This window comes from Streptomyces sp. NPDC026377 (assembly GCF_055567715.1).
Genome location: NZ_JBVHPV010000023.1, coordinates 1 through 26,086, shown reverse-complemented (window position 1 = coordinate 26,086; position 26,086 = coordinate 1). Strand labels below are relative to the sequence as shown.

Here is a 26,086-nt window from a genome sequence, read left to right as displayed (position 1 = left end):
CATGCGCAAGGAAATACCCGCTCTCCTGCTCACCGCCACCCTGCTCACCGGCGTGGCACCCGCCGCGCAGGCCGCCGACGTACACGCCTCTGTGGCGACGGCGGCCGCCACGGTGGGGCCCCAGGCGATCCAGGCACCGTACATCTGGGACCTCACCCAGACCGACGACGCCTCGGTCCGCACCACCTACGGCCGGGTCATCGCCGGACTGCGCACAGCGGTCGGCCACCACCTCCAAGCCGACCCGACGCTGCTGGAGACCAGCACAAGCCCCGACATCGTGACGCTGCGCGTGCAGCTCCCGGGGAACCGCTACGTCAGCCTCCACTACACGGCCGACAACCTCTACCTGCGCGGGTTCTCGGTCGATGGCGGGGACGTGGTGCAGTTCAACGACTTCGACCTCGGCCGCCAGATGGGCCGCTCCTCGCGCATCCTGCCGTTCAACGGCCGGTACGGAACGCAGCAGGGGCACCTCGAAGCCAACTCGTCCGTCGACCGCGCTCATCTCACCTTCGAACGTTCCACGCTCGTCTCCCAGTTGAACGACCTCTACGACTTCGCGAACAGGTCGGGCACGGCGGACAACCGGAGGGTGGCCACGGCCGCACTCACCATGGTGACCGCGACGTCCGAGGCGGCCCGTTTCCGGCCGGTGTACGAAAGCATCCTCAGCGCGATGCCGGACGGCGGCGACCGCGGCCGCCAGTCCACCGACAACATCGAGCTGGAGAACGACTGGAGCGCCCTGACGGGCTTCACCCGCCAGCTGCTCCGGGGCGAGCAGCCGCAGCCGCGGACCGTGGGTGGCCGCACATTCCGCAACATCCGGGACATCCGCAACGTCCTGGTCATGCTCCTGTCGACCAAGCACTGATCCCCCCGGTCCCGGCGGGACCGCTCCGGGCCGCCCGCGAGGCGGGTGGGCCCGGAGCGCAGGCCCTGCGGGGTCAGGCGGGGTCAGGCGGGGTCAGGCGGGGTCAGGCGGGGTCAGGCGGGGTCAGGCGGGCAACGTGTCGCCTGGTGTCGTGCCAGGTGAGCTGTTCGGCAACCGCAATGGCCTGTGAGACGGGGCGATGATCCACCAGTAGCCGCGGGGCCGGGAGCCGTCACCCTTCACTTTCCGGAAGGCGAGCGCAGGGGCGCCGTAGTGCTGGGAGAGTGCCCCGCGCTCGATCTCGTGGATTACTGGCGGGAGGGGTTATTCCGAAGGTGCACTGTTTCTGCCCTCTGAACATCGTCAGGCTGGGGTCACATGCGTCCAGTCCCTGAGAGGCCAGCAAGCCCAGTCGCGGAAGTGACCGCTTGACCTGCACTGCCCGGCCGCTGTCACCGAGGGCTCGCCGTCTGGGATTCGGGCCATGACAGCGCAGACCTGCCTCTACGAACTGTTTTCGCAAAACGGACGGGTTGCCGTGGTAACCGGTGACAGTTCCGGCATTGGCCGCGCTGTCGCCGGGGCCCTAGCTGTTGCGGGGCATGAGGTTGTTGACGCCTGAGCAGGCCTGCACTTCGTCGTAGCGATGGGTGTCGGAAGATCGCCGTGCTCCCGGGCGTTGTCTCCGGGTATGAAGATCAGCGAAGCTTCCAGAGTCAGCGGTGCGAGTGCGCGGTCGTTGCGGCACTACGAGGACGAGGGCTTGATCGTCCCTGGCCGATTCAGCAATGGCTTCCGCGACTACTGCCAATCCACGATCGACCGAGTGCTCGTCATCCGCTCGCTGCTGGAGTCCGGGCTGCCCGTGCGGTTGATCAGGGAATTCCTGCCCAGCCTCACTGACGAGTCTGATATCGGCACGGATGTGGTGTGCGCGGAGTTCCTGCACGAGGTGCAGAGCCATCGAGATCGGCTCGCCGCACGTATAGCGATTCTCAGCGATCAGCAGGCGGCACTCGACGCCTACCTTCGCGAGGCCCGCCGTGCTGATCTCTGACGCCACTTGACCTTGACACAAGTGTCAGGCTCCTACGTTCCGTGCATGGAGATCAAGGAGCAGCAGAAAGGCGCCGAGCAGACGATGCGAGCGCTGGTCCAGCGGTCGCACCGGGGCACCAAGGGTCTGGACATCGCGACCGATCAGCCCCGCCCCACCCCGGGACCCGGCGAGTATCTGATCCGCGTGGGCGCCGCCGGCGTCAACTTCGCTGACGTCATGCAGACCCATGGAACGTACGGAGGCGGGCCGCAGACACCCTATGTGGCGGGCTTCGAGGCCGCCGGCGAGATCGTGGGTGTCGGCCCCGACGTCGAGAGCCCGCTGCAACTCGGCGCCCACGTCGTCGGAGCCGGTCCGGGCGCCTTCGCGCAGTACATGACGATGCCGGCCGCAGGGGTGCTTCCCGTGCCCTCCGGCTGGAGCGACGCCCAAGCCCTCGGCCTCGTGTTGAACTGGGCCACCGCGCTGGCGGCACTGAAGCCGTTGGGGGAGATCAAGACCGGGGAGGTGGTGCTCGTGCATGCCGCGGCCGGCGGAGTGGGGCAAGCCGCTGTCCGCCTGGCCCGCCACTACGGTGCACGCGTAATCACAACGGCGTCACCAGCCAAACACGACACTGTCAAAGCCCTCGGTGCCGACGAGGTCCTGGACAGCCGACACCCCGATCTGGCCGCGGAGATCACCCGCCTCACCGGCGAAGTCGACCTGGTCCTGGAATCGGTGGGACAGGCCACGTTCGAGGCCAGCCTGTCGGTCACCAAACCCTTCACCGGACGCATCGTCGTGTTCGGCGCCGCTTCCGGCGACGCCACATTGACCACACACGACCTCGTCTTCACCCACCAGGTCCAGGTCAAGGGTCTGCACATCGGTGCGCTTGCCGTCGCGGCCCCGTCCATCTACCAGTCGTTGCTCTTCGAAATCGAGACGCTCATCGCCCACGGTGTGTACCCGCCCGGCACTCCCCACATCCATTCCCTGGCCGAGGGGCGAGCAGTGCTGCAGCAACTCGAAGCGGGCCAGACCCAGGGCAAGCTCGCCCTCGATCCCTGGCGTTAGGAATGCCTGTGCTTCACCGCAATGCTCCACTGTCCCCCGACGGGCGGCCGCGACTCGTGCAGCGATGTCAGCTCCGCCCGATCGCGCGCGTAGCCGCCGAGATGGGCATCTCCCGCGCCTGCGCGTCGCAATGGGTCAATCGCTACCGTAAGCACGGTGAACTCGGTCCTGGACCGTTCCTCAACACCCGGACGCCAGCCGAAAGCGACGAGCTCTGACGTCATGGCCAGGACCGAGGCCTCCACCGAACCGAGATGCGGTCGGCAACCCGGATCGGATTCGAACTCCAAGCTGAGGGGATCTCGCGCAGACGCCGCACCGTATCGCGGCATCTACTCGCTCGTGCGAACCGACCGCCCGGGCGTCAGCGTCGGGGACGGGGTGGCGTGACCGGTGCCGGCGGAGGCCTCGATGGGGCCACGTTGCGGGCCGCGCGCGAGCACCACGGCGCGACGCTCGCCGGTGTCAGCTGTGCGACCGGCATCTCGCCCAGCACGCTGTCCCGGATCGAGACCGGCCGACGCAAGCCCACGCTGGAGGTTCTCCTGCGGCAGTCGAAGGAGTACGGCGTCTCCCTGGACGAGCTGGCCGGCACAGCACCCGCCCCAGCGGCCCAGCGGCGCGCTGTGGCGCCGCTGGGCTTCGGCGACGCCAAGGCGGTGGTGCCGTTGACCCGGTACGTCGGCGGGCTGCACGCCCACAAGCACGTCCTGCCCGCCCTCGAGGACCCGCCCGCACTCCGCACGGGGTGGCGAACTCCAGCCCCGGCGGTCCGGTCGAGTACCTGATCATGTTCGGACCGCAAGGTGAGCGCCAACGGCCGCGCACCTCTGCAACCGCTGCTCGCGGGACTGGTGACAGAAGGGCTGCGGGGTGAGCGGCTGTGACAAGCTGCGTTGCCTTGTCGGTGACAAACACGCTGCTTCGTTCGGTCTCCTTCGCCATGTCATCCGGCTTCGCCGGTGACAACGACTGAGCTTTGGCTCACTGAACCAGATGGTTGGGCGAACCGCCGTTTCCTTTCTCCGACGGAAGCGCGTCCTGACGTACAGTCCGACGGACGGCAGTCGCGCCGTGCCCCCCGGAGGCCGCGGCCGCACCTGGCTTTCGCCGTACGACGGCCTGTACTTCGACGACGCGAAGAAGCGCGGCATCGACCACCGGGCCCTGATCGCTGTCTTTGTTGCCTGGAACCGGTCGAGGGTGGAATACATCCGTCCACATGGCCGCCGCCAGCGCTGGGCTATCACTGTCAGTACGTCACGGACTGAGGGGCAGACAAAATCAGCTGGGGACTGAGCATCGACCCCCGGCCGAACGGGACGCACTGAGTCGGCCGCTGACAGGTTGCCCCGACGAGCAGGTCAGCGTGGTCTGGTCCCGCTGAGGCAGGTATCGGGAGGGTTGGAGCTTTGTTATCCGGTCGTGGGCATGGCGACTGACAACACTGCATTACTGGCCTCTTCTGCGTGATGTCGGGGTTGACACAGCGTGATCCCTGCTGTGCGCCACGACCATGCGGTATGCGGATGGCGGTGCCGACAGTGGAGCGGCGCCGCACGTCTCGGCATCGGCCAGGAAGGCTATATCGCCGCCCGTGGCACGCCCGTCCCCGCGCCCTACCTCGCCAGCGGCCGCTTCCTCTGACCCTCCGCCAGCCCGTCTCTCAGTTCGACGCGCCAGCGGATGGCGTAGCCGGTGCCGACAGTGGACGCGAGCAACATGACGTACGACGCAACGAGCCGGACAGCAACAGAAGTGGCTCCACCGACCCGGTGCACTCCTTGCTGCAGGGGTACGTGGTCGCGCGGCTGCCCGCGTCGGGCGTGCCCGCCGCGAAGGACGCGACCGAAATCCTCCTGGCTAAGTCCCCCACGGCGGTCAAAGTCACCCTGGCCTCGCTCCGCCGGGCCCGGGGGCTCGGACCGCTGGAGCGGGTGCTGGAACAGGAGTACCGCGTCTCACGCGCGCCCTGTCCTCGCCCGACCTCGTGGAGGGCACTCGGGGCCAGGTCATCGATATGGACCGCGATCCGCACTGGTCCCCGGCCACGCTGGAAGACGTCATCCGTGCTGACGTGGACAGGTTCTTCGCCCCGCTCGACGCGAACGAGCTCCGGCTTGTCGCGACCACATCATCGTGGGAGGTCGTCCGGTGATCAGCACCGTCGTATTCATCGGGCTCGGCCACATGGGTGGCCCCATGGCGGCCAACCTCCTCAAGGCCGGGCACTGCGTCCTGGGCTTCGACCTCGCGGCCGACCTGCTGGCCTCGCGGCCGCCGCCGAACCGCTGCTCGGCGCCATGGGCAGGAAGGTCGTGCACGCGCGCCGCGGGCGCCGGCCAGGCCGCAAAAATCTGCAACAACATGGTGGCTGATGCCGCATCGCCCTGCGGGCTGCGTGGGCCAAACACCGCCCTGGCCGGGGAGACCAGGCCCAGCTCCAGGCGGCTGCTCATGTCCAGCTCGAACCGGCCGTAGGGGTTCACGTGCGTCCAGAACAGTGGTGACAGGGCCCGCCGCCGGCATCGGTGAGCGTGTCGGCCCACTCCTCATCGGCGAGGACCTGCTGCATCACCAGCGTGTTGACGTGCACGAGGGCGGACTGGAGCAGGTGCAGGGCGAGCATGGACACCTCCTGCGATTCCATTATCGGCAACGGTGAATTACCGCAGCGGACCGAAGTGGATCTCGATCAGCCTCGCCCAGGACGCGTAGGCCGGGGCGAAGCACAGCTCGACCCAGTGCTTCTTGGCCCAGCGCGGCATGGTTTCGCCCTTGTGGGCACAGAGATTGTCCAGGACCACGTCGCCGCCGATCGATTAGCAGCCGTGGAAGGTCCGCCAAAGCCCTGCAGGGAGGAAGTCGAAACGGCGGGCGAACTGTTTGACCACCTTGGGCTTGTACCACGTGCATCGTGGGCGACGCCGTAGTGACGGCCACGGCCAGCCCCGGGAGGGCCTTGGGGCCGAGTCCCAGTCCCGGACCCTGAACCCGCCGGACGTCACGCGGTAGGCCGGTGCCGAGAACGGGATGATCCGCACCGTGGCATTGCAGAACTCCGACAGTTCCGCGATCTCCGCGGACGGAATGGCTTTGGAAGGTGCGGGCAGTCGGCAGCCGGTTGCCGCCTGATGCGATCCCTCACACCTTCGCAACCACCATGGACTTTTATGGGCCCTGGGTTGTCCGGGCGTTCTTGTGGGAGGTGGCTCCCGCTGCCATGAGAAGCTCGGCGGTTTCAGGGTGAGGGCCTTCGTTGGCCCACTCCAGCGGGGAGCGGCCCGTTCCGTGGTCTTCGCGCAGGTTGGGATCGGCGCCGTGCGCCAACAGTTCGCGCACTGTTGCAGCGCGTCCCCAGCACGCGGCCGCGCACAGCGCAGTGCCCTCCGAGCCCATTCCCCCGCCGCTCTCGGCGTTGGGGGAGGCGCCGGCTTTGAGGAGAAGACGGGCGATGTCCGTTTCTCCGGTGACGGATGCCAGATACAAAGGGGTGGTGCCATCGCTGTACGGCTCGCTGGGGTCGAGCCCAGCCCGCAACACCATCTTCACACGCGCGACGTCACCCATCAGAGTCGCACCGAAGAGATGACGGGAGAGCTTTTTCCTTTTCCGCTGGTTCATAAGCATCAAGGCTAACGGCTGCGCGTCACGGGGAGATGGCCTGGGGCCTGTCACGCCCGTGGGGGGCGGCAGCCACCTGTACTGCGGAGCGAGCATCAAGCCCAGTGACGCTGCGGACGCCAACTGCCCGCAATGCACAGGCATACGGCGAAGTCACGTAACGCATCTTGCCCGCGGAGCCCTAGAGGGCCGTTTTCGTCTCCATTGCGTCGCCTCACATGCTGCAGGCGATACCCCTGAGCCTGCTATGTAGTGTCAAGCCGCTTGAGTGAGCTGTCTTCGGGGGGCGCCGTGAGTAGCGACGGTCGACTCCTGTCTTCCGGCTCCCGCGGGTTGGGGGCGACTGGTGGCGGGAGATGGTGCGTTGTTGATGGGGTCTCCGTAGGCGATGGGTGCAGGGGCATGCGAGCCTCCCGCACTGCACGTGGACGTGTAGCGCGGGGAGGAACAATGGTCCGCAGGATCGCCGGCTCGGGTAACCGGCGTCGGTGGCTATGTTCCGCCCAGCAGGGATGGACTCGTCGGTGCTGCGTCAGTCGGCCCAGGCTCGGGTGAGGCAGCGTTGCCGGTGAGGGTCGGTGTAGGCGGTCCGACCGTGCAGAACCGTGTAGTTGTTCAGGAGGAGGAGGTCCCCGCGGCGCAGTTGCAGGCGTTGGAGCAGGGTCTGGTCGCGGAGTACTTCGTCGAACGCGTCGAGAGCATCTGTCTGTGCCGGTGTCAGCGGGCGGCCGACGGCTTGGTGGCCGCGTTCGATCTGATACCGGTTGTACTGCACTGAGACACGGTTCCCGGTCCGGGTAAAGACGGGGGCGGTGCGGGCAAGTGCGGGCTCCGCGCCGAAGTGAAAGTGACGGTAGAGCTCCGGCAAGACCGCAGGCCGGCAGTCCAGCAGCCGTTGATGGACGCTGCGCCCGCTGATCAGCACGGTCTCCCCGCCCTGGGGAGCGGGTCTGACGCACAGCAGGGCCAGGAAACGCGGTGGTCCGGGCGGGCCGGCCCGGTCGGTGTGCGGGGCCAGCGCCGCCACCTCCACACCAACGCGATTTCCGTCTGCGCTCGCTGAGGCTTGCGGCGTGGTGAGGAGATCGTCCATCGGCGCGGCGGATTCCCTGGGACGAGGTGCTCCCGCTACGGAGATCACCGACCGGCACAAGTCGGCGCACGCCTCATCGCTGAGCCCGTCCACTCCAAGACCCCGCAGGGCGGCGAACCCGGGCCTGTGCGACAAGGCTGACAGGACACGACGCGCCGCTTCTTCGCTCAAAGCAGGCGTGGACGAAGACAGGGCGGGCCCCTTCGGCATGACAACGTGTTCAGCCTCCTCCGTGCTGTAGCTTCCACCCCTTCGGCTCAGCAGCGGTGGTATCAGCCAGTCCTCGTCGTCCAGCGTGGCGTGGTCCCACCAACGTCGTTCCGCACCACCAGATGCTTCTTCCATAAAGCCTTCCTATCCCCGAGCTGGCGCTCCGCGGCGTGCGTGGCAGCATCAACTGGGTTATCGGGCAGTACCGGGGGCTTCTCAGCTCATGCGGTCACGACGCCAGTTGCGGCCTTGCAGCCCGACCCACCGCGTGGCGGTGAAGCGCGGACGTCGAGTCCCTTGATGATTGCCTACCCCTCGGGTTCGGCCCAGGCGCGAAGCACCGGCGCACGAAGCACGCACCCTGGCACCAGTGCCCCTCTGGACAAAGCGCGACCGGTGGGCGGCGGCGTTACGTGTCGAGGCCGCCGCCGGTGCCCAGCCGCTCCACGGACTGCCGCTGTTCCTTGTCGATCCGATCGGCGTACCCATGGTCCCTCGTCTCGGTCCCCTCCAAGAGGAGACGGCTGACGGGTCGACCACCATCCCCGCTTCCTGGCCGACTCTTGGCGGCATCGGTCGGCGTGGGTGCAGCGGTCAGGATCACGCGGGCGCCTGGCGAGTCGAGTCCGGGTTCTCCAGGGCCGTGAAAGGCAGCGAGAGCGGCTGGACAGTACTCGCGCAGGTGTGACCGGAGCCGGTTGATCATCTGTTGCCGGTCGCAGATTGCGTCCTGGTGAGCGCGGGCCAGGACGGCGACAGCCCGCTCCCGGCCTCGCTGTCGTCGGGCAGAGGCCGGCGGGCGTGCCGGTCGGTCCGCAAGGTGTTGGCTGCAATCCGGGCGTCCGCTGCGTCTGACGTGGTTCGGGCGACGCGAGCGTGATCGCGATATCGTGCCCCCGCCAGTGGATGGCTTGCGTAGATCTCGCGACCGGTGGGCCCGCAAGCAACCGACGAAAAGCCCGGGCGGCGTCTCGATGGCGACCGGGACCGGCTCTGCTGCGGTGTCACCGTGCTGGGCCAGAAGTTCTATCAGCGCGTGGAAGCCGGCGCTGTCGTCGCTGATCCGTAGCTTTCCGACCTGGGTTCCGTCCTGGTCGACCAGGGCTACGTCGTGGTACCCCTCCGCCCAGTCAATGCCGCAGAAGATCTTGTTCAACCCTGTGCCTCCGTATGAATCAGCAGGTCGTACCTGTGCGGAGCACGCGGCGCTCTCACGAAAGTACTCAAGGCACGTCATCTCATGAGCCATTCGTGTCTCCAGCGACCGACAGGGACCTCGGTCTGCTGGAGAGCTCATGGCTCGCGAACTGCTGAGAGGTGGCCTCGTCGGGGGGCTGAGGACATGAAAGCTGGTACCCGAGCTCCTGCCGGGCAGGCAGGACCGGTCTTTGACGACAGATCAAGGTCCCGGAACTACCGAAGGTCTCCACCGGCAGGGCGCGGGCCAGGCATAGCCGGTCTGTACACAGGGATCCAGGGCCGAAAGGCGGCAGGCTTCCACCTCGCATGGAGGCCCTTGCACTGCCGTGCTCGGGCTCACCGATGAGTTATGAGAACTACCGGTACTCCACCAACCGCCAGGTCGTCATCGACGCGAATACCCGCCTGGTCGTTGTGGTCGGTGAGCCCTTGCCCGGCAATCGCAACGACTGCCGGGCATGGGGAGGAGTCCGGCGCGAAGGCCGCCGTGGTCAGGACCCTCCCGATAGCCGAAGGCGGCTATCGGGACACCGGCCTGCTCATGCCCCACCGCCGCGCCCGGAGCGAAGAGTTGCCGGGCTGGAAGCGCAAGCACAATACCTCGCACAAACAGGTCCGGGCCCGCGTCGAGCACGTCTTCGCCCGTATGAAGACCTGGAAGATCCTCCGCGACTGCCGTCTCAGGGGCGACGGCGTCCTACACGCCATGCTCGGCCGTCGCCCGGCTGCACGACCTCGCGCTCACGGGAAGGCTCCTGCCGTATACGAGACCTGAGAGGTCCCCGGGAGACGGCTCCCCCTCGCAGTCCCGGAGAAGAATCAGGCCAAGCAGAACTCGTTGCCCTCGATGTCCTGCATCGTGATGCACGACTCGTTGACGTCATCAGCGCGCTGCGTCAGCACATGCTTCGCGCCGAGCGCCATCAGCCGTGCGCATTCTGCTTCGAGTGTGGCCAGGCGCTCGTCACCCTCGAGCCCTGTGCCGACCCACACATCAAGATGCACCCGGTTCTTGACGACCTTGCCTTCGGGAACTCGCTGGAAGAGCACGCGCGGGCCCACACCCGAAGGATCAGTACACGCGAAGTAGACCTCGTCCTCAGGCGGCAGCGAGCGGTGGTACTCCTCCCACGTGGCAAAGCCCTCCGGGACTGTCGGCACGACGTACCCCAGCACCTCGCACCAGAACGCGGCGAGGCGCGCGGGTTCCGCGCAGTCGAAGGTCACTTGGAACTGCTTGATCGTTGACATCGACGCACGATAACAGGGGCCCTGCCCCCCTCCCCGGGCGGGTGGATCCACACGTTGCCGGGAGGACAGTCCTGTCGCGCTCCGGGCAAAGGGAGGCCTCTGACCTGCGGGACTGTCAGTTGGTTTGGGAGATGCGAGGTGGTGTCGGTCGTAAACGAGTTGGCCTTCACGGAAACCGGTCCTCGGCTTGCAGGGAAAAGAGGGACGGCCTTCGCACAGACTGAAGCCTGGCCGGGACGGCAGGCCAGAGGTTGCGCGAGCCTCCGCGTTGTCCCGGCGAGAGGATCGACGTCACCGCGGATGCGCGGTAGTGGTGGCGGTCTTACCCGAGTGCCGGCTCGCGGGCTTCGGTGGCGGAGATGAGCCCGGCCAGAGAGGCACGGGTTTCCGACAGCGCGCAGATCCGTTCGTCCAGACCCTGAAGGTGTTCCTGAAGGGTCTCCAGTTTGCATCCGGCGACCGTGCCGTCCTGGCGAACGCACGGCAGCAGGTCGCGGATGACCCGCGTCGGCAGGCCGGCGTCCAGCAGCGCGCGAATGCGGCGGACCACGGCGAGGGCGCTGTCGTTGTAGCGGCGGTGGCCACTGTCAAGGCGGTAGGACTCCAGGAGGCCCTGCTCCTCGTAGTAGCGCAGCAGCCGGACTGAGGTGTCCGTCGCGGCGGCGAGCTCACCGATCTTCATGTGGTGCCCCTCACAAACCCCTTGAACCTCACATTGATGTGAGATCTTAGCCTGAGGGACATGACGAACACAGATCGCCCCATCGCCCTCTACGGTTTCCTGCGGCCCAGGCCGGAGCACGCGGACGAGGTCCGGCGCACCCTCTCCGCCTTCGTGGAACCGACCCGGCAAGAGCCTGGCAACCTGCAGTACCACCTTCACGAGCACGAGGACGGCCGCTTCTTCCTGTACGAGGTCTGGCGCTCACAGGAAGACCTGGACCGGCACAACGCGACGCCCCCGCTGCGCGCCTTCCTGGAAAACCTGTCGACTTTCCTGGAAGAAGCCCCGGAGGGTTACTTCGACACCATGCTCAGCCCCTACCCCTACCCCTACCCCGAACCCGCTCCCGCTCCCGCTCCCGCTCCCGCTCCCGCTCCCGCCTGAGGGTTACCCCAGCGGCTGATGCCACTCAGCGAACCGCACGGAGCAGGACTCAACCCCCACGACCTCCGGACCGCCCTGTGTGACACGCCTTCCGATCTGGTGACAACGAGCCTGCCCATCACCAACCCGGGATCCTCTTCGATGCCCTCGACCTTCACGGCCCCCACTCCGCACAGTTCGACGTCCTGAAATTCTCCGCCGACAACGTCTGCGCGGCCGACTCCTTCACCCTGCCCGGCCTCCACGCCACCTTCATCGCCCTCGCCCTGCCCGCTCACTGGCACGACCGCCTACTCCGGCCAGCCACAACGCACTCAGCAACGCTTCCACCGGCCTCCTCCTCAACTGCCTCCTCACCACACCCCAAACCGCCACACCCAACCTGACCACGCCCACTCCCCTACTCCCCCACGCTGCGCAAGCCGACCGTGCCATCGCTCTGCCCTGACCCCACACCGACCCCCGGCACCCGGCACAGACACCCGCCCGATGCCTGACGCACCCGCGCGGGCGGTGCGCGCTGAGCTCCCCGGAGCTGGTCGATCTGACGTCGATCTGACCCGGCACATCCACGTGCCGTGCTGCCGCCTGACGCGCACGGGGCTGCTGGGCTGACGCGCACGGCAAGACGAGGAGCAGTGCCAGGCAGCCCCACCGGTCGCCAGGGCGTCCAACGGATGTGTCGCCGTAGGGGCTCGGCCGGGACGAGCTCTATCCGCTTGTGCACGGCACGGGTCGTGCTGGATGCGTGCGCACTACTGTGAAAGTTTACGGCAGCTACTACGCGAGTTTACTGAATTTGCCACCCCTGGGTTGATTTGCGCCGAGTCAGGGCTCCGTAGGTTCTCGTCCGTGGAATTCGCACCGGGAGGGCCGGTGCGAACGGACGGGAAAACGGAGGAAACTATGCTGAGTCTTCAGAGGGCTGGCATCGCCGCATCAGCGGTTCTTGCCGGACTGGCCGCGACGGTGTTGCCCGCTGGTGCTGCCGCGGCCCAAGACAGTCCTGTGGAGCGCCAGGTTGTGGGGCAGCAGTTATCGCCTCAGGCCGGTGACGGTTGGGGCTACATGAAGTTCGTGCACTCCGGGAAGTGCGCCGACCTGCCGGGGTGGAACACTGGGAACGGCGTACAGCTCGATCAGTGGTCATGTGCTTCGCAGGGGAACCTTTGGTGGGGGTTCTACGCGGCCAGTGACGGCACAGTGCAGGTCAAGAACTACCACAGCCAGAAATGCATGAACGTCAAGGGCGGGAGCACCGCCAACGGGGCCAAGGTCGTCCAGTGGCCGTGCAACGAGCAGGCGAACGGCCTGTGGTACCTGAAGGGGTTCTCGGACGGCACGTACCAGCTCCAGAACAAGAAGAGCGGGAAGTGCCTGAATGTTGCAGGCGCCAGCAAGGGCAACGGCGCTGACCTCATCCAGTGGCCGTGCAGCACAGCCGGCAACAACCGCTTCGCGTTCATCGACTGACCACCTGGCTGGGCTGAGGGCTCATTTTGCAGCGTCACTGTTCATCCGTCGGCTGGCGGATCAACAGTGACGCAGACCGCTCTCCCATCAAGGAACTCAGGGCGGTCACTGTTCGAGGATGCGTCCTTCCTCCTCGGGCCGCTGCCGTACCGACCGGCCCTGAGTGCTGTATGTACGGCACGGGCGCGGGCATCACAGGGGCGCAGGCTGAGGGAACGGCGCCGAGCACCGGGACTTCGTGCGGTCAGTCGCGGCGTCGGCTTCTATGCTGATCCAGGCGTCCTCGCCCAGCCGCAGACCCAGCTCTCAATCCACCCGCAACCGGCTGACGGTAAAGCCGGCCAGCGGGAGCCGCGAGCGGTCATTGAGCTCTACTACGTCGGATCACGTCACACGAACACGATGTCACACGCCTTCGTGGAAAGGTCTGAGGACACCCTCGGGATCGGTAGACGCGGCCTCGGCAAAGTCCTCGAAATCCAGGTTCGCGATCGACAGATTCGCATGAACGTCGTGGACAGCGGCCGGAACGGTACGGAACTCACGGGGCATCGGGGAGTCGATGAGTTCCTGGTAGTACATCGGGTCGAGATCCTCCTCCTCGACTCCCATGTTGAGGGCAAGAAGCGCGCGATGGGCGGACTGCACAGTCACACTGTCAGCGACGAACACCACGCTCAGGTTCTCATCCCGGCTGACGGCAGCGAGGACCTCGTCGGGCGGGGCCTCGGCCCAGACTGGATCATCGACAAAGTGAACATGGGCCTCGAACTCGCCGTTCTCACCCCAGGGCCGAGTCAGATCCGCCACCACCGCCCGCCATGCGGCTTCATCGTTGTAGTCAGTCCTGATGATCAGAGCAGCCCACTCATCACGTCCGGCAATCTCCGGCAACACCCGCATACACCCCTCCCGTAAGGCTCGGTCAAACGCCCGACTGTCTCACGGAGCACTGACATCGCCTCCTCGCGACGAATCTCCCAAGCTCGGCGCCGCCACCGCAGACTGAGCGTTTTCAGCGTTGCCGCTCCAGCGTGAGGACGGCCTTGGTGATTGACGTCATTTCATTCGGGCTGGACCGGGATCTGCGGAAGATGCGCCAGGACTTCAGTAGTGCCACGCCGCGTTCGACCGGTGCCCGGGCCGCAGACAGCGCACGGTTGACGGTTTGCTGGGTCGGTGTGAGCTGGCGGCCCGGCGGGCGTCTGAGAGGTGTCGTCACCCACGGTGCGGCTCTTATGTAGGCCCGATCGGCGAGGACTGGGACGCCTTGGCGTTCGCAGATCCGGATGATCCGGTGGATACGTGCCGCTGTCAGGTCGTGGGCACGGCCGGGCAGTGCCGGCGAGATCCACAGCCGCCGTCCGGCCGGATCGGTCACCATCTGCACGTTCACTCCGTGCCGACGGTGCTTATGGGAGCAGTCGGCCCGGCTGCCGCCGACCCGGTCTCACTCCGCCAGGGTGCCGCCCAATAGGACGTAGTCAGGGCTGGCTTCGCGCAGCGAACGCGGCAGGCCGGGCGCACGGTCGGCGAGCAGATTGATCACGACCGCCGTGTACGCGTGGGCGGTGCTGACGGAGATGCCGAAACCGGACGCGATCTACGCAAAGGTGTCGTGCCTGCGCAGGTGCACCAGGCCGACCAGCGCACGCTGGTGCGGCGGTAGTCTGCAGCGACGGTCACCCTCGCGGGTGACGACGAGCATGGTCACCCACTCGACCAGGGCGTAGGGCAGGTCGAGTGCGAGCTGGACAACCTCCAGCTCACGCACCAACTCGTAAACCTGACCGCGCCTGTTGGTCTTCCGGTGGGGCTGGGGCACCAGGTGCAACTCGTGACGCCCAGCTGCCTCCCGCGCTTCCATGCGGGAGGCAGCCGAGGTGTGCTCGTTACCAGCCTGTCATGGCGACTCCGAGCACGATGGGTGCAGCAACGAGCGTTAGCACCATGATCCGTATGGCGTGATCGGCTCTCCTCGCCGCGAGTCGGGTCGCGACGAACGCGGCAACGATGCCTAGCGGGAAGAGGATTGCGAGGCTTTCGCCCGCATCAGGGGATGTTCCGCCGACGTGTGCTGCGATCCGCGAACCAAGGTAGCCGGCGGCGATGGCGACAAGGGCCTTGTTAGCGCTGAACCACTCCTTCTCCGTGTGGGCGATGATTGCGCCAAAGTTAGCTCCCATGGAACGTTTCCGGATGCCTGCGATGATGCCTGCGACCAGGAGAGTGGCGGCACCGCACAGAAATGCCCACCGCAAAGCCTCTGCCGGGGTGTTCACCGGGTCTCCTCACCAGCAGTTCTTGATAACGCCGTCGACTCCCAGGAGTCCGAGGGCTATGGATCCCATGCCTGCGCCGGCCTCTTCGAAGATGTCCCGGATGCCCTGCTTAAATGTTTTGCCCTTCTTCTTTGCACTGCGGATCTGGTTGACGATCTTTTTGATTCCGCCGAGCTTGTCGATCGCTTTCTTCATCTTGTAGATCTTGGCGACAGCGAAGATGTTGGAACCTATGGCTTGAAGGATTCCCGCTCCGCACTTGGTGGCGCTGAATTTCCGGGTCGCTGCGTCCTCATGGCCGCTGGCGGCTAGTTCCTTCTGGAGCCACTGCTGTGTGGCTTCCTGTCCCTTCTCCAGGACTTCGTCGGGGATGGCGTCGATGACGGTGAAGGCGTTCTCGATTGCTGCGAGGATTTCGTCCTCGGAGCCGAGTTGTTCCAGTTGGCCTTCTTCGAGGCTGAGCCTGGCGGTGGCCAGCGGGGTGTTCTGGGCTGTGAGTGCCTTCGACTTGCCACTGTCGAGGGCTACCGCAGCGTTTGCGGTTCCGACGCTGGCTACGGCTACGGCTCCTGCGACGACTGCAGAGATGACGGTGGTGCGAATACGCCAGCTCTTACGGTTCACGTTTAGCCTTCCGTACGTAGGGTGCGCGCGGCTGGCCCTCGTGAAGCGATGAGGTCTCCACAGAGTCTCTTCTCGCGCACGGTGTACCCCTCGGCGGGTGGGTTTGTATCACCGAGGGAGGGCAGACCGGATGCTAACGCGCTTTTCACTGAGGGACAAAAGAGCAAGGTTTCCCCTATCGTCTTGACCTGACGAGACAACAACTAGTGAAAGGGTTTCCCTATCACGGAGGTTTGCCTGCTGACCGTGCGCAGCGGATGGCATTTCGTGTCGGTCCTTACCGCCAACGTGTCCGTGCGGCGGGCCAGCCGGCATCGAACGGTTCGGATGGAGGCGGTGGGCAGCCGAGGCATGGTCTGCTCATCGACCCTGCGGTGGAGGTGCGCGTGTCTACGTGGCTGTCTGAGCTGGAACAGCAGAACGGGTAGAAGGCGGGACGCCAAAGCGCCGTTGCCGGCCTTGCCACCTAATGGACTGTGGATTAACTGGCCCCAGCGGAAGGTGCCCAGGACGGTGCTGTGCGGCTCTCCCCGTCTGGCGATGACGGGCCTGATCCCGCGCTGCCGCAGGAGCCTGCGGTATGTGTCGTGGTCGTAGCCGCGGTCGGCGAAGAGCATGTCGGGCCGATGCCATGGCCGGCCGACAGTGCCGGCAACGGCGGGGATCTTGTCCAGCAGCGGCAGCAGTTGGGTGATGTCGTTGCGGTTTCCGCCGGTCAGGGTCACCGCGAGCGGGATGCCCTGGCCGTCGGTGATGATGTGGTGTTTGCTGCCCTGGCGTGCGCGGTCGACCGGGCTGGGTCCGCTTTTGCGCCCCTGCGTGCCGCCCGGATGTGGGAGGAGTCGATCACCGCCCGGAACCAGTCCAGCTGGTTCATGGACCGCAGCTTGTTCAGCAGCAGCTGGTGGAGCTGGTCCCAGACGCCGGCTTCGATCCGGCCGCCAGGCGCCGCCAGCAGGTCATGCCCGAGCCGAAGCCGAGCCCCTGGGGCAGGTACTCCCACTGGATGCCGGTGGGTAGGACGAACAGGATCCCGCACAAGGCCTGACGGTCGGGCACCCGTGGCCGCCCTTCCACTTGCTTCGGCGGCGGCTCGCGCAGCAACAGCTCGATCAGCGACCACAGTTCGTCCGACGCAATCCACGGCCTCGACTGACGCTTCCCCATGACCACATCAACGAGCGATCAAGCCGACAGCCACATGATCAACCACTTTTGTTAGGGCCAGTAAGTCCTCCCCTTTGCGCATACCGCATGACACCGGCGTAGTGCGAAACACCCGTGATGTCACCCCAATACCTCATCGGAAAGGTCAGTAGGACGGCTCCTCCGCCTCTGCGCTGCCCCTCCTGGGCGACTCGCTGATTGAGCCGTCGTTTGGCGGCAGGTACTGGTGCTGCCTGATATGAGTCGCTGCGCCTTGTCTCCTGTGCGCTCTTGGAAGGTTCGTACACCTACAGGGTTGGGCGGCGGGCGGCAGGGGGAGCCTGTGTCCTGCGGCCCGCCGACTGACATGGAGTCCCGTGGCGTCAGTGACCGCTGTCCGAGCGCCGGGGGAACTTCAGAGATGGAGTTGATGCACCGTGGAACGACGCATGTCGGTTGCAACACACTGGGGCAGCTTCGTCGCGGTAGTTGATTCCGGTCGGCTGGTGCGAATCGAGCCGAGGAACGATGATCCCGCCCCGTCTCCTATCGGCCCCGGAATGGTGACAGCCGCCGACGACAGCGCCCGCGTGTTACGGCCTGCGGTGCGCAAGGGCTGGCTGAACGGTCTGCCGCGCGCTCATGACACGGCCCGGGGCATGGACGCCTTCGTGGAGGTGAGCTGGGATGACGCGATCACGCTGGTGAGCGAGGAACTGCGCCGAGTGCGTGCACAGCACGGGGACAGCGCCGTGTTCGGCGGCTCCTACGGCTGGGCGAGTGCGGGCGCATTCCACAACGCGCAGGGTCAACTCCATCGGTTCCTGGCGTTGGGCGGTGGATACACCGACTCTCGCAACACGTACAGCACCGCGGCCTTGGAGGTCATCCTTCCCCACGTGATTGGCGGGGCACCGTGGAGTTATCAGTCCCGGATGCCGATGTGGGACGAGATCGCCGAGAACTGTGAGCTCGTGCTGGCGTTCGGGGGGCTGGCTCTCAAGAACAGTCAGATCAACCCGGGCGGGCTGGCCCGGCACCAGACGCAGGACCTGCAGCGAAAGTGCCGTGCGGCCGGGGTGCAGTTCGTGAACGTCAGTCCCATCCGCAGCGACACCGCCGGCTTCCTCGACGCCGAATGGCTGCCCGTCATCCCCAACACAGACACCGCCGCGATGCTCGGCATCGCCCACACGATGCTGGTCAACGGGTGGCACGACGAGGACTTCCTACGCCGGTGCTGCGTCGGTTTCGACCGCTTCGCCTCTTACTTGACCGGCGAGTTCGACGGCATCGCCAAGGACGCTGCCTGGGCAGAAGCGATCACGGGCATCAGCCATGACACGATCTTCGACCTCGCGCGCCGCCTCACGGCGCAGCGTTCGCTCATCATGGTCAACTACGCGATACAGCGGGCGGACCACGGCGAGCAGCCGATCTGGATGTCAGTGGTACTGGCCGCCATGGCGGGCTCGATGGGGCGGCCCGGCTGCGGCTGGGGTGCGGGCTACGCGACGATGGACGCGACCGGCGTCGCCCCCGGCCGCCCTTCGGTGGCGTCCATTCCCCGGGTGCCCAACCCCGTTGCGGACTTCATCCCTGTCGCACGGATCGCCGACACCCTGCTGCATCCGGGCAGGATCATCGACTACGACGGCCGGCGCCTCACCCTGCCCGAGCTCCGCTTGATCTACTGGTGTGGAGGAAACCCCTTCCACCACCACCAGGACCTCCACCGGCTGGCCCGGGCTTGGCAGATTCCTGACACGGTGGTGGTGCACGAAGCCTGGTGGAACACGACGGCCAAGTTCGCCGACATCGTCCTTCCCGTCGCCACCAGCCTGGAGCGCGACGACTTCGCCGCCGGATTCTGCGACCCCCACCTCGTCGCGATGCCGAAAGCGCGCGAGCCGGAGGGTGAGTCGCGCACCGACCACGAGATCTTCGCCGCCCTGGCCTGCCGGCTCGGATACGAGCAGGAGTTCACGCAGTCGCGCTCCGAGATCGAATGGGTCCGCCACCTCTACGAGCAGACGAGAGCCAGCCTCGGCGACGAGGCGGCCCTGCCCGGCTTCGATGACTTCTGGCGAAGCTCCACCGCCGAGCTGCCGGCGCTGAGCGGACCGTTCCCCGGCAGCTTCGAGGCGCTCCGTGCAGATCCGCAGCGATTCCCCCTGACGACGCCGTCGGGCCGGATCGAGATCTTCTCCGAGGAGATCGACTCGTTCGGCTACGACGACTGCGTTGGGCATCCGGCGTGGTTCGAACCGGTGGAGTGGCTCCGTGGCGGCCTGTCGGACCGGTTACCGCTGCACTTGATCTCGAATCAGCCCGCCTCACGCCTGCACAGCCAGTACGACAACGGTGGCCACAGCCTGGCGTCGAAGATCCGAGGCCGTGAGCCCGTGACGATCAATCCGCTGGACGCCGCGCCCCGCGGCATCGAGAACGGCACGATCGTCCGCGTCTACAACGACCGGGGCAGCTGCCTGGCGGGCGCAGTCCTGTCGGACGACGTCATGCCAGGCGTCATCCAGCTGTCCACCGGCGCATGGTGGGACCCGGCACAGCCGGGCGTGAGCAGAACCCTGGACCGCCACGGCAATCCGAACTCCCTCACGGCGGATCGAGGGTGCTCGCGCCTGTCCCAGGGGCCGAGCGCGCACAGTGCGCTCGTCGACGTCGAGATCTACGACGGTCCTCTCCCGGAGGTGCTCGCCTTCACGCCACCACACCTCGAACCTTGATACGAAAAGCTCCCTGTTCTGTCAGGGCGTGTCGCAGGTCCGCCACCGTCACGCGCGCCGCCCCTGGCCGGTCCGCCGCGAGGCGCCACCCATCCGTTTGCGCTTACGTAACCGCATGAATACTGTGCGCAGTCGTGACTGCACTTCAAGACCTCAAGTATGGCCAGTGGTTCAGGGGCGCCGACATCGACGGCGATGGGTTCATCACCCAGAAGGATGTCCGCGCGATGAGCGAGCGCTACATCGCCGCCCGAGACACCGCGCCGGACGCCGCGACCGCCCGCCGGCTCACCGAGGGGATGGACGACTTCTGGACGCACGTGATCGCCCCCATGGACCAGGACGGTGACGGAAAGGTCGATCTGCGGGAGATGACCGAAGGCTTCAGGAGCGTCCTGACCGACCCCGCCCTCTACCCGCAGCAGATCGCGCCGGTCAGCAACTGCTTCTTCGACCTCGTCGACCTCAACGCGGACGGCAAGATCGACCAGGCCGAGTTCCAGCAGATGTTCGGCGCGGTCGCCGGTGTGCCCGGCGAGGACTGCGCCAAGGTCTTCGCCGCTCTGGACCGGGACTGCTCCGGCGGGCTGGACCGCGACGAGTTCCACCAGGCCCTCACGGAGTTCTTCTACGGCAACGACCCGGATGCCCCTGCCAACCATCTCTTCGGCAAAGTCGCCTCCTGACACCCCCGGTGTCCCACACCACTGCGGACGTGGGACACCGGTGTCCAGGCCTCACGCCAGGCAGTCCTGTCGGCGGCGCTGTCACACTGGTTGATCGGGTGGGACGCTGTCCGATTTGATCATGGTGGAGGGGTAGTCCGTGGGAAGTGCACCCCCGTCGTACAGGGGCGACCGGTACCCGGTCTAGGTGATCTCCCACTGCGTGTGGCTGTACCGCCGATTCCCGCTCAGCTTCCGTGCGGACGAGGAGCTGATGCTCAAGTGCGGCGTCATCGTCTCCTACGAGACCATCCGCCGCTGATGCGCCAAGTTCGGCCAGGCCTACGCGAACGGACTACGCCGTCGTCGGCCCTAAACCTGCGACAAGCGGCACCTGGACGAGGTCTTCATCAAGATCAACGGTGAGCTGAAGTACTTGTCACGGGCCGTCGACCAGGACGGCAACGTACTCGCCATCCTCGTACAGAACCGGCGGGACAAGGCCGCCGCCAGGAAACGAGCGATGAAAGGCTTCCGCTCTGGGAGCAGATCACCGACGTCGCCGACCTGCCCACCGCGCCGTCCGCACAGCCCGGAACCGGGTCCACCACACCCCGGCACCAGACACATGAGGGCGGCACGCCCGCCTGGTGGGCTTGACCCCTTCACGACGGAAACGAGCCCGTCGCCGCCTGCGCCGCGCCTCTCCCCCTCACCGGACCGGCACTGTCACTACGACTGCCGCCGTTGGGCGACCGCGATCTGGATGAGTGACACCTGATAAGTGACACCCGGCCGGGCAAAAGGACGGGTCCTCGCCCGACGTACGGCGAGCTCGCTTGGGCATTCTCGTGGCATCGGCCTTGTGCGTCGTAACGCGCCAGTCAGGCCGCGCCGGCCTCCCACGAAGCAAGCTCCTTTACGGGCCGTGGAGCCGCCCCTGCTCAGCGGCGGTGCAGCGGTGTCCGGACCGCACCCACCCACCCGCCGATCCCTCACAGGCCGCAGTGGTCACAACAGTCGGCAGGGCGACCCGGGCGCGGGGCGGATGACTGTCGTGCAGCCGCTGACGCACACCCGCCCCGCGCTCCATGCGGCTCGACTGACGCGGAGAGCTCCGGCCGGCCGTTGATCCACAATGGGGCGTATGAGTGCCATCCAACCGCAGCCGCGGTTCACCATATTCGTCCACCTCACGGCCCTGCCCGCGTGGCTCGCACTGGGGCGCCCTGAACGTCAGCAGATCATCGCCGATCACGTGCAGCCGCTGCTGGCCACACACGACAATGTCCAAGTCCGGTGGTTCGACGCTGAAGCATGGGCCGCCGCTCCGTCCGACGTCCTTGTTGCCACGACGAACGACCTGACCTCGTGGTCCGACCTGTTCGAAGGTCCGCGCGACAGCCCCCTGTGGAGCGTGCCCTACTTCCGGGTGGAGCTGGTGCTGCCGACAGTCGAGGACGGCTTCGCCGACTACGAACGACGAACCGGACAGCGCAGCTGAGCTGCCTTTTAATTGCCTTGACTGGCGAAGCCGAGGACGAACGGCCTCGATACCGTGGCGTGAGGTCAGCCGGCGTCCTGGGCAGCGGCTCGGGCCTGGGTGAGGGTCACGCGGTAAAGTCGGTGCCGGTTTGGACTTCGGTGGCACCGGCGCCCCCTCGCCACGCAAAGCACTCCCAGCCCCCCACCGAAGCACCCAAATGGTGTCACGGCTCATCGATATCGCTTTCCGCCAACAACGGGCACAGTGGCGCACCCGGCGTCGGCGCAAGCCCCGGCTGAGGGTTGCTCTTCTGGGGCGTTCCCGGGGCGGCCAGACGAGCAAGGTTCCCCTGGCCGCTGACCAAGTGCCAGCCGCTGGCGTTCGTCCTGGCCGCGGGCCAGGCCACGGACAGCCCGCAGTTCATCCCCGTCCTGGACAAGGTGCGGGTCCGCGGGCCGGTCAGCCGTCCCCGCACCCGGCCGGACGCAATGGCCGGAGACAAGGCGTACTCGTCTCGCGGTAACCATGTCCACCCGCGCAAATGCGGCATCAAGGCCGTGATCCCCGACAAGAAGGACCAAGCCGCCAACCGGAAGAAGAAGGGCTCCCGGCCGGCCCGTCGGCCACGATGCCGAGCTCTACACGGAGAGGAACGCCGTCGAACGCCTGATCAACAAGCTCAAGGCATGCCGGGACATAGCGACGCGCTTCGACAAGACCCCCCGAAAGCTACCTCGCCGAGCTTCACCTGCATGGCTCGATATCTGGATCCAAGACCTCACCAGGACCGCTCAATAGTCAAAGCTCGGCTGTTACTCCACCGGTGACCAGGGAGCAGAGCGCAAGTGGGCGACGCTGTGCCGAGCACGGCCCTGTGGCGGCCCGCCGACCGCCTTGCCCACCGCGACCATGGAAACGATCGCCCACCCCGGGTTCGGGTCCAGCTCCTTGGTGAGCCCTTCCAGGTCGAAGGCCCGGAACTGGTGCGCGGCCAGCCCCATGGCCTGGGCCTGAACAGTCATGTGGGCGATGGCTTGGCCGAGGTCGTAGTCCGCGAACTCGGAGTAGAGCAGCTGGGTGTCATCGACGTACCGCCGCGTCAGGGTGACGACGAGCAGACTCGCGTCCGTCGCCCAGCGGGCCGAGCTCGGTGCAAGGTGAGGGAGAACACGGTCGTGCTCCGGCTCACCGGGCCTGCTGGTGAAGAAGCCCCACGGCTGGGAGTTCCCCGCCGAGGGAGCCCACCGCACGGCTTCCAACAGCAACCCGAGGGCGTGGTCATCGACGACCGCGGACGGATCGAACCGGTAGGGGCTAAAGCGTCCGGCTAGCAGTGGATGTATGCCTCTGGGCGGCTCTTGAGGATGGTGCATGTTCCGCTGCAACCGGCGACCGCGCGTACGTATTCCGGCCGGCCGCGAGCACCTCCCACGCCAGACCATCTACCGGGTCGAAGATCCACGCGCTGAACAAACCTGCAGATCACGACTCAATACGCCCCCTAGCGGCGCCACTTCGTCTGCGAGGGCCGCCAGAGCAACGGAGGTCACAGCGGGAGCCGGTCCCCAAAGGACCGCCGACGACCAGACATGCCTCTTCAACCTCGTGCTTTCACGAGCATGGCTGTCCGACCAGCCGTGGGCGAGCAGCCCCTTGTCCAACTCCTGCTCCAGCACCGGGAACAGTTCTCAAGGGGCTGCGCCGGGCTGGGGGGACGGGCGTCGGCACGGGCCTCCGCGGTGAGGTGGAACGATTCGATAGGCAGCGGTCACGGTGATCGTGAACCTCTGTACGCAGGAGACGATATTGCTCCTGGCGCCATCAACCGGATCTCCACCGTCTTCCAGGAGCAGCTCCCGGTCGATGACCTCCATCCCCGGCACGTGCAGAGGAGTCCCCCAGCCTGTCGGGGTGCGGGACGAGGGCGTTCCTGGTCTGGTCGGCCAGCCACTCGACCTGATCCGCGCGGTCTCCGACGGCGGTGACCTGGTAGCTCCAGGCAGCGTCGGCGTGCCAGTCCGGTTACGAGGGGCCCGAGAAGAGCCCGTTGAGGCTGTCGGGGATCGAGTACGGGAAGCCGGCTGGTGAGCCGGTCGCGCCGCGGGCGATCCCGCGTGGCCACAGGACCTGCCGGTCCCAGGCGCAACAGCGCTGAGGGGCCCTGGTGAGGGGGAGGCGGGGGCGTCGTCCCAGAATCCCGTCTCGTAGCGCGGCGAGGAAGGCGGGCTGGGTCTCTTGGACGGCCGGTTCCACGTGCGGGTGGGGCGGCTACCGGTACTGCCGGCCGAGCGAGTCGACGCCGACGAACCCATACTCAAGACGCCGCTGCTGCGGGGTGTCGGTGAACACTTCGGCGGACACCGAGCCGCCGCTCACGGTGCCCTTGACGTCCCGGGACGCGCGGTACCGGCCGGCCATGACATTGGGGCCGAGCCCAGCCAGCCTGCCGGACGCGTTCTGCTGGATCCGGACCCGCAGAGCATCGCGTGGTGGCGGGTGATCACCCACGTCCGGCTGCGGACCGCCGGCCCCAGGCGAGCGAGGGCGGCCGCCAGCCGGATCAGGTCACGGAAGGCCGTGGCGTCCGGGTGCGCGTTGGGGTGGAGGTTGTCGGCTATCAGTCAATCTCATGGAGACGCACAGTACGGATAACCGAGGACGTGCCGGTCGAGCTGTCCGCGATCCCGGTATGTGGCCAGCGACTGAACTCCTGCGGCTCCGTTGATTGGTATGAGGAAGCGGCCCGGGGTCGGCCAGGATCAGCTCGCTCAGAAGCGCAACGGCAAGGAGTCGGCGGGACAAGTCCTAGCTGTACTGACCTGTCCAGTGAACCGCGCGGCCACGTACAGCGCGAAGCCGTCCAGGGCGCTGTCCTCGGTTGCGGTGTTGTCGTACATGCCCGTCACAGTGAAGCCGTGGTTGGCGAGGTAGTGCTCCAATTCCATGGGGAACAGGAGCCGGAAGCGAACGAAGTCCTGCTGGTCAGGCCGGCCGGGGACGGACCAGACCCGTTCACGGGACAGGAGTTGGCGGCGGCGGTCGAGACGGTAGGTGGCACTGGCCGTGGCCTGGAAGGAAGGTGTGTCGATCACGAAGCGGGTCGGCATGCCGTGCCCGTCGAGGTCGCCGATCGCGTTGGGCAGGTGCAGGAAGAGCATGGTGCCTGGCGCGGCGTGGGCGGCGAACGTCGCCATGGCGCAGTCGATGTCCTGGGGAGTATGCAGATTGGCGAGGGCCCAGCCGACGCACGTAATTGCTTCGAAGGTCGTGCCGAGCCGGAACACCCGCATGTCGCCGGTCTGGAAGTCGATGCCGGGCCGGTGGTCGCGCGCGTAGGCGATCATGTTGGGCTGGAAGTCGACACCGGTACAGCAGGTCCCCTGGCCTGCGAAGTATTCGAGGTCGCGTCCGGTGCCGCAGCCGATGTCCAGCAGCGTCTTGGGGGTACCGCCGAACAGCTCCGCGCACATGCGCGGGATCTCGTGGCCGGATCCGTCGTAGATCTTCTCGTACAACTCGGGATTGTCGTAGAGCATGTTCTTCAGGCTGGCTTCCATGCGGCCCTTTCCGTTTCCTTGAGCCACTGCCGAGCCGTCGTGACGACTTCGGCGACGAGGGACACGGATTCGCCGAGGTATCCGGCAGGTTCGAAGACCTCGTGCAACTGTTCATCAGTGAGGTACCGCAGGATGCCGTCGTCGCGCAACCATCGTCACCTGGGACCCGGCCGCCCATCAGACCACCACCTGGCCTGGCACCGAGCGATAGCCCCCGCCACAGTGCGGCCGGCCCTTTCCTGTGGCCGACCTCCAGCGGACCCTGCCCCCCTGGTGCCCGTACCTCGAAACCGCCACCACACCGCTCCACCTCTCGGTGGCCGCGACCGGGCCCAGTGGAACAAGGTCGTCGACCCCGCCGACTTCCCCACGGCCGACCAGGTCATCGCCCCCCCCTCACCGGCAACGACCCGGTGGCCTGGCGGGACCAAGGAGCCTCGCGTTTCGGCGTCCCAAATCTACAAGGCCCCTCGGGTACGTGTCTGTAGGAACATGTGGGCGCCGCCCCGGCGATGCACGTCTGCGACACCTAGGCACTGTTTCTTGGATCATGTTCGGAGCCAGATGATGAGGGCTGCGAGGGTGACGGTGCCGAGGTAGGTGTAGGCCCGTTTCTCGTAACGG

The 26,086-nt window shown here is 66.6% G+C and carries 23 protein-coding genes and 9 pseudogenes; 16 read left to right on the top strand and 16 right to left on the bottom strand.

The window, feature by feature from the left end:
• The first annotated feature begins 1 nt into the window (after position 1).
• The 8 genes and pseudogenes from ACZ4MU_RS32065 to ACZ4MU_RS32030 all read left to right on the top strand — a co-directional run.
• Entirely contained in the window at positions 2-877 is an 876-nt protein-coding gene (locus ACZ4MU_RS32065) for a ribosome-inactivating family protein (RefSeq protein ID WP_467883053.1), read from the top strand.
• 484 nt (positions 878-1,361) lie between these two features.
• Positions 1,362-1,490, top strand: a pseudogene (locus ACZ4MU_RS32060) (dehydrogenase); the annotation flags it as partial.
• A 78-nt stretch (positions 1,491-1,568) separates the two neighbouring features.
• Positions 1,569-1,934, top strand: a complete 366-nt coding sequence (locus tag ACZ4MU_RS32055; protein ID WP_467883052.1) for a MerR family transcriptional regulator — start codon at positions 1,569-1,571, stop codon at positions 1,932-1,934.
• Positions 1,935-1,979: 45 nt separating this feature from the next.
• Complete coding sequence (locus ACZ4MU_RS32050; protein WP_467883051.1) at positions 1,980-2,996, top strand: NADPH:quinone oxidoreductase family protein; 1,017 nt, start codon at positions 1,980-1,982, stop codon at positions 2,994-2,996.
• 8 nt (positions 2,997-3,004) lie between these two features.
• Positions 3,005-3,331: pseudogene (locus tag ACZ4MU_RS32045) on the top strand (helix-turn-helix domain-containing protein); the annotation flags it as partial.
• Between the two features lie 51 nt (positions 3,332-3,382).
• A pseudogene (locus tag ACZ4MU_RS32040) lies at positions 3,383-3,873 on the top strand (helix-turn-helix domain-containing protein).
• Between the two features lie 922 nt (positions 3,874-4,795).
• Positions 4,796-5,154, top strand: a pseudogene (locus ACZ4MU_RS32035) (enoyl-CoA hydratase/isomerase family protein); the annotation flags it as partial.
• A pseudogene (locus tag ACZ4MU_RS32030) lies at positions 5,151-5,369 on the top strand (NAD(P)-binding domain-containing protein); the annotation flags it as partial. The pseudogenes ACZ4MU_RS32035 and ACZ4MU_RS32030, both read left to right, overlap by 4 nt.
• Before the next feature lie 112 nt (positions 5,370-5,481).
• Here the strand turns inward: ACZ4MU_RS32030 and ACZ4MU_RS32025 are convergent.
• From ACZ4MU_RS32025 to ACZ4MU_RS32005, 5 genes are all read right to left on the bottom strand, one after another.
• Complete coding sequence (locus ACZ4MU_RS32025; RefSeq protein WP_467883050.1) at positions 5,482-5,646, bottom strand: hypothetical protein; 165 nt, start codon at positions 5,644-5,646, stop codon at positions 5,482-5,484.
• Positions 5,647-5,662: 16 nt separating this feature from the next.
• Entirely contained in the window at positions 5,663-5,803 is a 141-nt protein-coding gene (locus ACZ4MU_RS32020; protein ID WP_467883049.1) for a transposase, read from the bottom strand.
• A 364-nt stretch (positions 5,804-6,167) separates the two neighbouring features.
• Positions 6,168-6,620 (bottom strand): ankyrin repeat domain-containing protein, encoded by a 453-nt coding sequence (locus ACZ4MU_RS32015; RefSeq protein WP_467883048.1) that lies wholly within the window; start codon positions 6,618-6,620, stop codon positions 6,168-6,170.
• Between the two features lie 532 nt (positions 6,621-7,152).
• Positions 7,153-7,923, bottom strand: coding sequence for a TauD/TfdA family dioxygenase (locus tag ACZ4MU_RS32010; RefSeq protein ID WP_467883093.1), 771 nt, complete (start codon positions 7,921-7,923; stop codon positions 7,153-7,155).
• Between the two features lie 409 nt (positions 7,924-8,332).
• Positions 8,333-9,160 carry an IS110 family transposase gene (locus ACZ4MU_RS32005; protein WP_467883092.1) on the bottom strand — a complete coding sequence of 276 codons (828 nt, stop codon included), beginning with the start codon at positions 9,158-9,160 and terminating at the stop codon, positions 8,333-8,335.
• Between the two features lie 314 nt (positions 9,161-9,474).
• Between ACZ4MU_RS32005 and ACZ4MU_RS32000 the strand changes: the two are divergent.
• Positions 9,475-9,872, top strand: a pseudogene (locus ACZ4MU_RS32000) (transposase); the annotation flags it as partial.
• Between the two features lie 70 nt (positions 9,873-9,942).
• Here the strand turns inward: ACZ4MU_RS32000 and ACZ4MU_RS31995 are convergent.
• Complete coding sequence (locus ACZ4MU_RS31995) at positions 9,943-10,374, bottom strand: VOC family protein (protein ID WP_467883047.1); 432 nt, start codon at positions 10,372-10,374, stop codon at positions 9,943-9,945.
• Positions 10,375-10,696: 322 nt separating this feature from the next.
• Positions 10,697-11,056, bottom strand: coding sequence for a MerR family transcriptional regulator (locus ACZ4MU_RS31990; RefSeq protein ID WP_467883046.1), 360 nt, complete (start codon positions 11,054-11,056; stop codon positions 10,697-10,699).
• A 60-nt stretch (positions 11,057-11,116) separates the two neighbouring features.
• On the opposite strand from ACZ4MU_RS31990, the gene ACZ4MU_RS31985 reads away from it, so the two are divergent.
• Positions 11,117-11,482 (top strand): putative quinol monooxygenase, encoded by a 366-nt coding sequence (locus ACZ4MU_RS31985; protein ID WP_467883045.1) that lies wholly within the window; start codon positions 11,117-11,119, stop codon positions 11,480-11,482.
• Positions 11,483-12,388: 906 nt separating this feature from the next.
• A complete protein-coding gene (locus tag ACZ4MU_RS31980; protein WP_467883044.1) occupies positions 12,389-12,955 on the top strand; it encodes an RICIN domain-containing protein in 567 nt (188 codons plus the stop codon).
• A 405-nt stretch (positions 12,956-13,360) separates the two neighbouring features.
• Here the strand turns inward: ACZ4MU_RS31980 and ACZ4MU_RS31975 are convergent, their stop codons facing one another.
• The 5 genes and pseudogenes from ACZ4MU_RS31975 to ACZ4MU_RS31955 all read right to left on the bottom strand — a co-directional run.
• Positions 13,361-13,858, bottom strand: coding sequence for a DUF6924 domain-containing protein (locus tag ACZ4MU_RS31975; RefSeq protein WP_467883043.1), 498 nt, complete (start codon positions 13,856-13,858; stop codon positions 13,361-13,363).
• Positions 13,859-13,970: 112 nt separating this feature from the next.
• Positions 13,971-14,663: pseudogene (locus ACZ4MU_RS31970) on the bottom strand (transposase).
• A 184-nt stretch (positions 14,664-14,847) separates the two neighbouring features.
• Complete coding sequence (locus ACZ4MU_RS31965; protein WP_467883042.1) at positions 14,848-15,237, bottom strand: hypothetical protein; 390 nt, start codon at positions 15,235-15,237, stop codon at positions 14,848-14,850.
• Positions 15,238-15,246: 9 nt separating this feature from the next.
• Entirely contained in the window at positions 15,247-15,861 is a 615-nt protein-coding gene (locus ACZ4MU_RS31960; protein WP_467883041.1) for a hypothetical protein, read from the bottom strand.
• A 491-nt stretch (positions 15,862-16,352) separates the two neighbouring features.
• Positions 16,353-17,028 (bottom strand): annotated as a pseudogene (locus ACZ4MU_RS31955) (IS5 family transposase); the annotation flags it as partial.
• A gap of 416 nt (positions 17,029-17,444) precedes the next feature.
• Here ACZ4MU_RS31955 and ACZ4MU_RS31950 point away from each other — a divergent pair.
• From ACZ4MU_RS31950 to ACZ4MU_RS31930, 5 genes and pseudogenes are all read left to right on the top strand, one after another.
• The gene (locus tag ACZ4MU_RS31950) at positions 17,445-19,754 is read left to right on the top strand and encodes a molybdopterin-dependent oxidoreductase (RefSeq protein WP_467883040.1); all 2,310 of its coding nucleotides are present in this window, start codon (positions 17,445-17,447) and stop codon (positions 19,752-19,754) included.
• A gap of 134 nt (positions 19,755-19,888) precedes the next feature.
• Positions 19,889-20,440: an EF-hand domain-containing protein gene (locus ACZ4MU_RS31945; protein ID WP_467883039.1), complete on the top strand. Its 552-nt coding sequence runs from the start codon at positions 19,889-19,891 to the stop codon at positions 20,438-20,440.
• Between the two features lie 187 nt (positions 20,441-20,627).
• Positions 20,628-20,969: pseudogene (locus tag ACZ4MU_RS31940) on the top strand (IS6 family transposase); the annotation flags it as partial.
• A gap of 597 nt (positions 20,970-21,566) precedes the next feature.
• Complete coding sequence (locus ACZ4MU_RS31935) at positions 21,567-21,923, top strand: darcynin family protein (RefSeq protein WP_467883038.1); 357 nt, start codon at positions 21,567-21,569, stop codon at positions 21,921-21,923.
• Positions 21,924-22,207: 284 nt separating this feature from the next.
• A complete protein-coding gene (locus tag ACZ4MU_RS31930; RefSeq protein ID WP_467883037.1) occupies positions 22,208-22,732 on the top strand; it encodes a transposase in 525 nt (174 codons plus the stop codon).
• Here ACZ4MU_RS31930 and ACZ4MU_RS31925 read toward each other — a convergent pair.
• The 4 genes from ACZ4MU_RS31925 to ACZ4MU_RS31910 all read right to left on the bottom strand — a co-directional run bounded on the left by ACZ4MU_RS31925 (position 22,718) and on the right by ACZ4MU_RS31910 (position 25,611).
• Positions 22,718-23,278 (bottom strand): nitroreductase family protein, encoded by a 561-nt coding sequence (locus ACZ4MU_RS31925; RefSeq protein ID WP_467883036.1) that lies wholly within the window; start codon positions 23,276-23,278, stop codon positions 22,718-22,720. The two genes, ACZ4MU_RS31930 and ACZ4MU_RS31925, sit on opposite strands and share 15 nt — an antisense overlap.
• A gap of 895 nt (positions 23,279-24,173) precedes the next feature.
• A complete protein-coding gene (locus tag ACZ4MU_RS31920) occupies positions 24,174-24,413 on the bottom strand; it encodes a hypothetical protein (RefSeq protein WP_467883035.1) in 240 nt (79 codons plus the stop codon).
• 260 nt (positions 24,414-24,673) lie between these two features.
• Positions 24,674-25,462, bottom strand: coding sequence for a class I SAM-dependent DNA methyltransferase (locus tag ACZ4MU_RS31915; RefSeq protein ID WP_467883034.1), 789 nt, complete (start codon positions 25,460-25,462; stop codon positions 24,674-24,676).
• Entirely contained in the window at positions 25,447-25,611 is a 165-nt protein-coding gene (locus ACZ4MU_RS31910; protein ID WP_467883033.1) for a hypothetical protein, read from the bottom strand. Before ACZ4MU_RS31910 ends, ACZ4MU_RS31915 begins: the two co-directional genes overlap by 16 nt.
• Positions 25,612-26,086: the final 475 nt, after the last annotated feature.

Excerpts from the sequence above, each read along its gene's own strand:
- ACZ4MU_RS32065 (WP_467883053.1), top strand. The coding sequence starts at position 2 with ATGCGCAAGGAAATACCCGCTCTCCTGCTCACCGCCACCCTGCTCACC.
- ACZ4MU_RS32055 (WP_467883052.1), top strand. The coding sequence starts at position 1,569 with ATGAAGATCAGCGAAGCTTCCAGAGTCAGCGGTGCGAGTGCGCGGTCG.
- ACZ4MU_RS32050 (WP_467883051.1), top strand. The coding sequence starts at position 1,980 with ATGGAGATCAAGGAGCAGCAGAAAGGCGCCGAGCAGACGATGCGAGCG.
- ACZ4MU_RS32025 (WP_467883050.1), bottom strand. The coding sequence starts at position 5,646 with ATGGAATCGCAGGAGGTGTCCATGCTCGCCCTGCACCTGCTCCAGTCC.
- ACZ4MU_RS32015 (WP_467883048.1), bottom strand. The coding sequence starts at position 6,620 with ATGAACCAGCGGAAAAGGAAAAAGCTCTCCCGTCATCTCTTCGGTGCG.
- ACZ4MU_RS32010 (WP_467883093.1), bottom strand. The coding sequence starts at position 7,923 with ATGCCGAAGGGGCCCGCCCTGTCTTCGTCCACGCCTGCTTTGAGCGAA.
- ACZ4MU_RS32005 (WP_467883092.1), bottom strand. The coding sequence starts at position 9,160 with ATGACGTGCCTTGAGTACTTTCGTGAGAGCGCCGCGTGCTCCGCACAG.
- ACZ4MU_RS31995 (WP_467883047.1), bottom strand. The coding sequence starts at position 10,374 with ATGTCAACGATCAAGCAGTTCCAAGTGACCTTCGACTGCGCGGAACCC.
- ACZ4MU_RS31990 (WP_467883046.1), bottom strand. The coding sequence starts at position 11,056 with ATGAAGATCGGTGAGCTCGCCGCCGCGACGGACACCTCAGTCCGGCTG.
- ACZ4MU_RS31985 (WP_467883045.1), top strand. The coding sequence starts at position 11,117 with ATGACGAACACAGATCGCCCCATCGCCCTCTACGGTTTCCTGCGGCCC.
- ACZ4MU_RS31980 (WP_467883044.1), top strand. The coding sequence starts at position 12,389 with ATGCTGAGTCTTCAGAGGGCTGGCATCGCCGCATCAGCGGTTCTTGCC.
- ACZ4MU_RS31975 (WP_467883043.1), bottom strand. The coding sequence starts at position 13,858 with ATGCGGGTGTTGCCGGAGATTGCCGGACGTGATGAGTGGGCTGCTCTG.
- ACZ4MU_RS31935 (WP_467883038.1), top strand. The coding sequence starts at position 21,567 with ATGAGTGCCATCCAACCGCAGCCGCGGTTCACCATATTCGTCCACCTC.
- ACZ4MU_RS31925 (WP_467883036.1), bottom strand. The coding sequence starts at position 23,278 with ATGCACCATCCTCAAGAGCCGCCCAGAGGCATACATCCACTGCTAGCC.
- ACZ4MU_RS31915 (WP_467883034.1), bottom strand. The coding sequence starts at position 25,462 with ATGGAAGCCAGCCTGAAGAACATGCTCTACGACAATCCCGAGTTGTAC.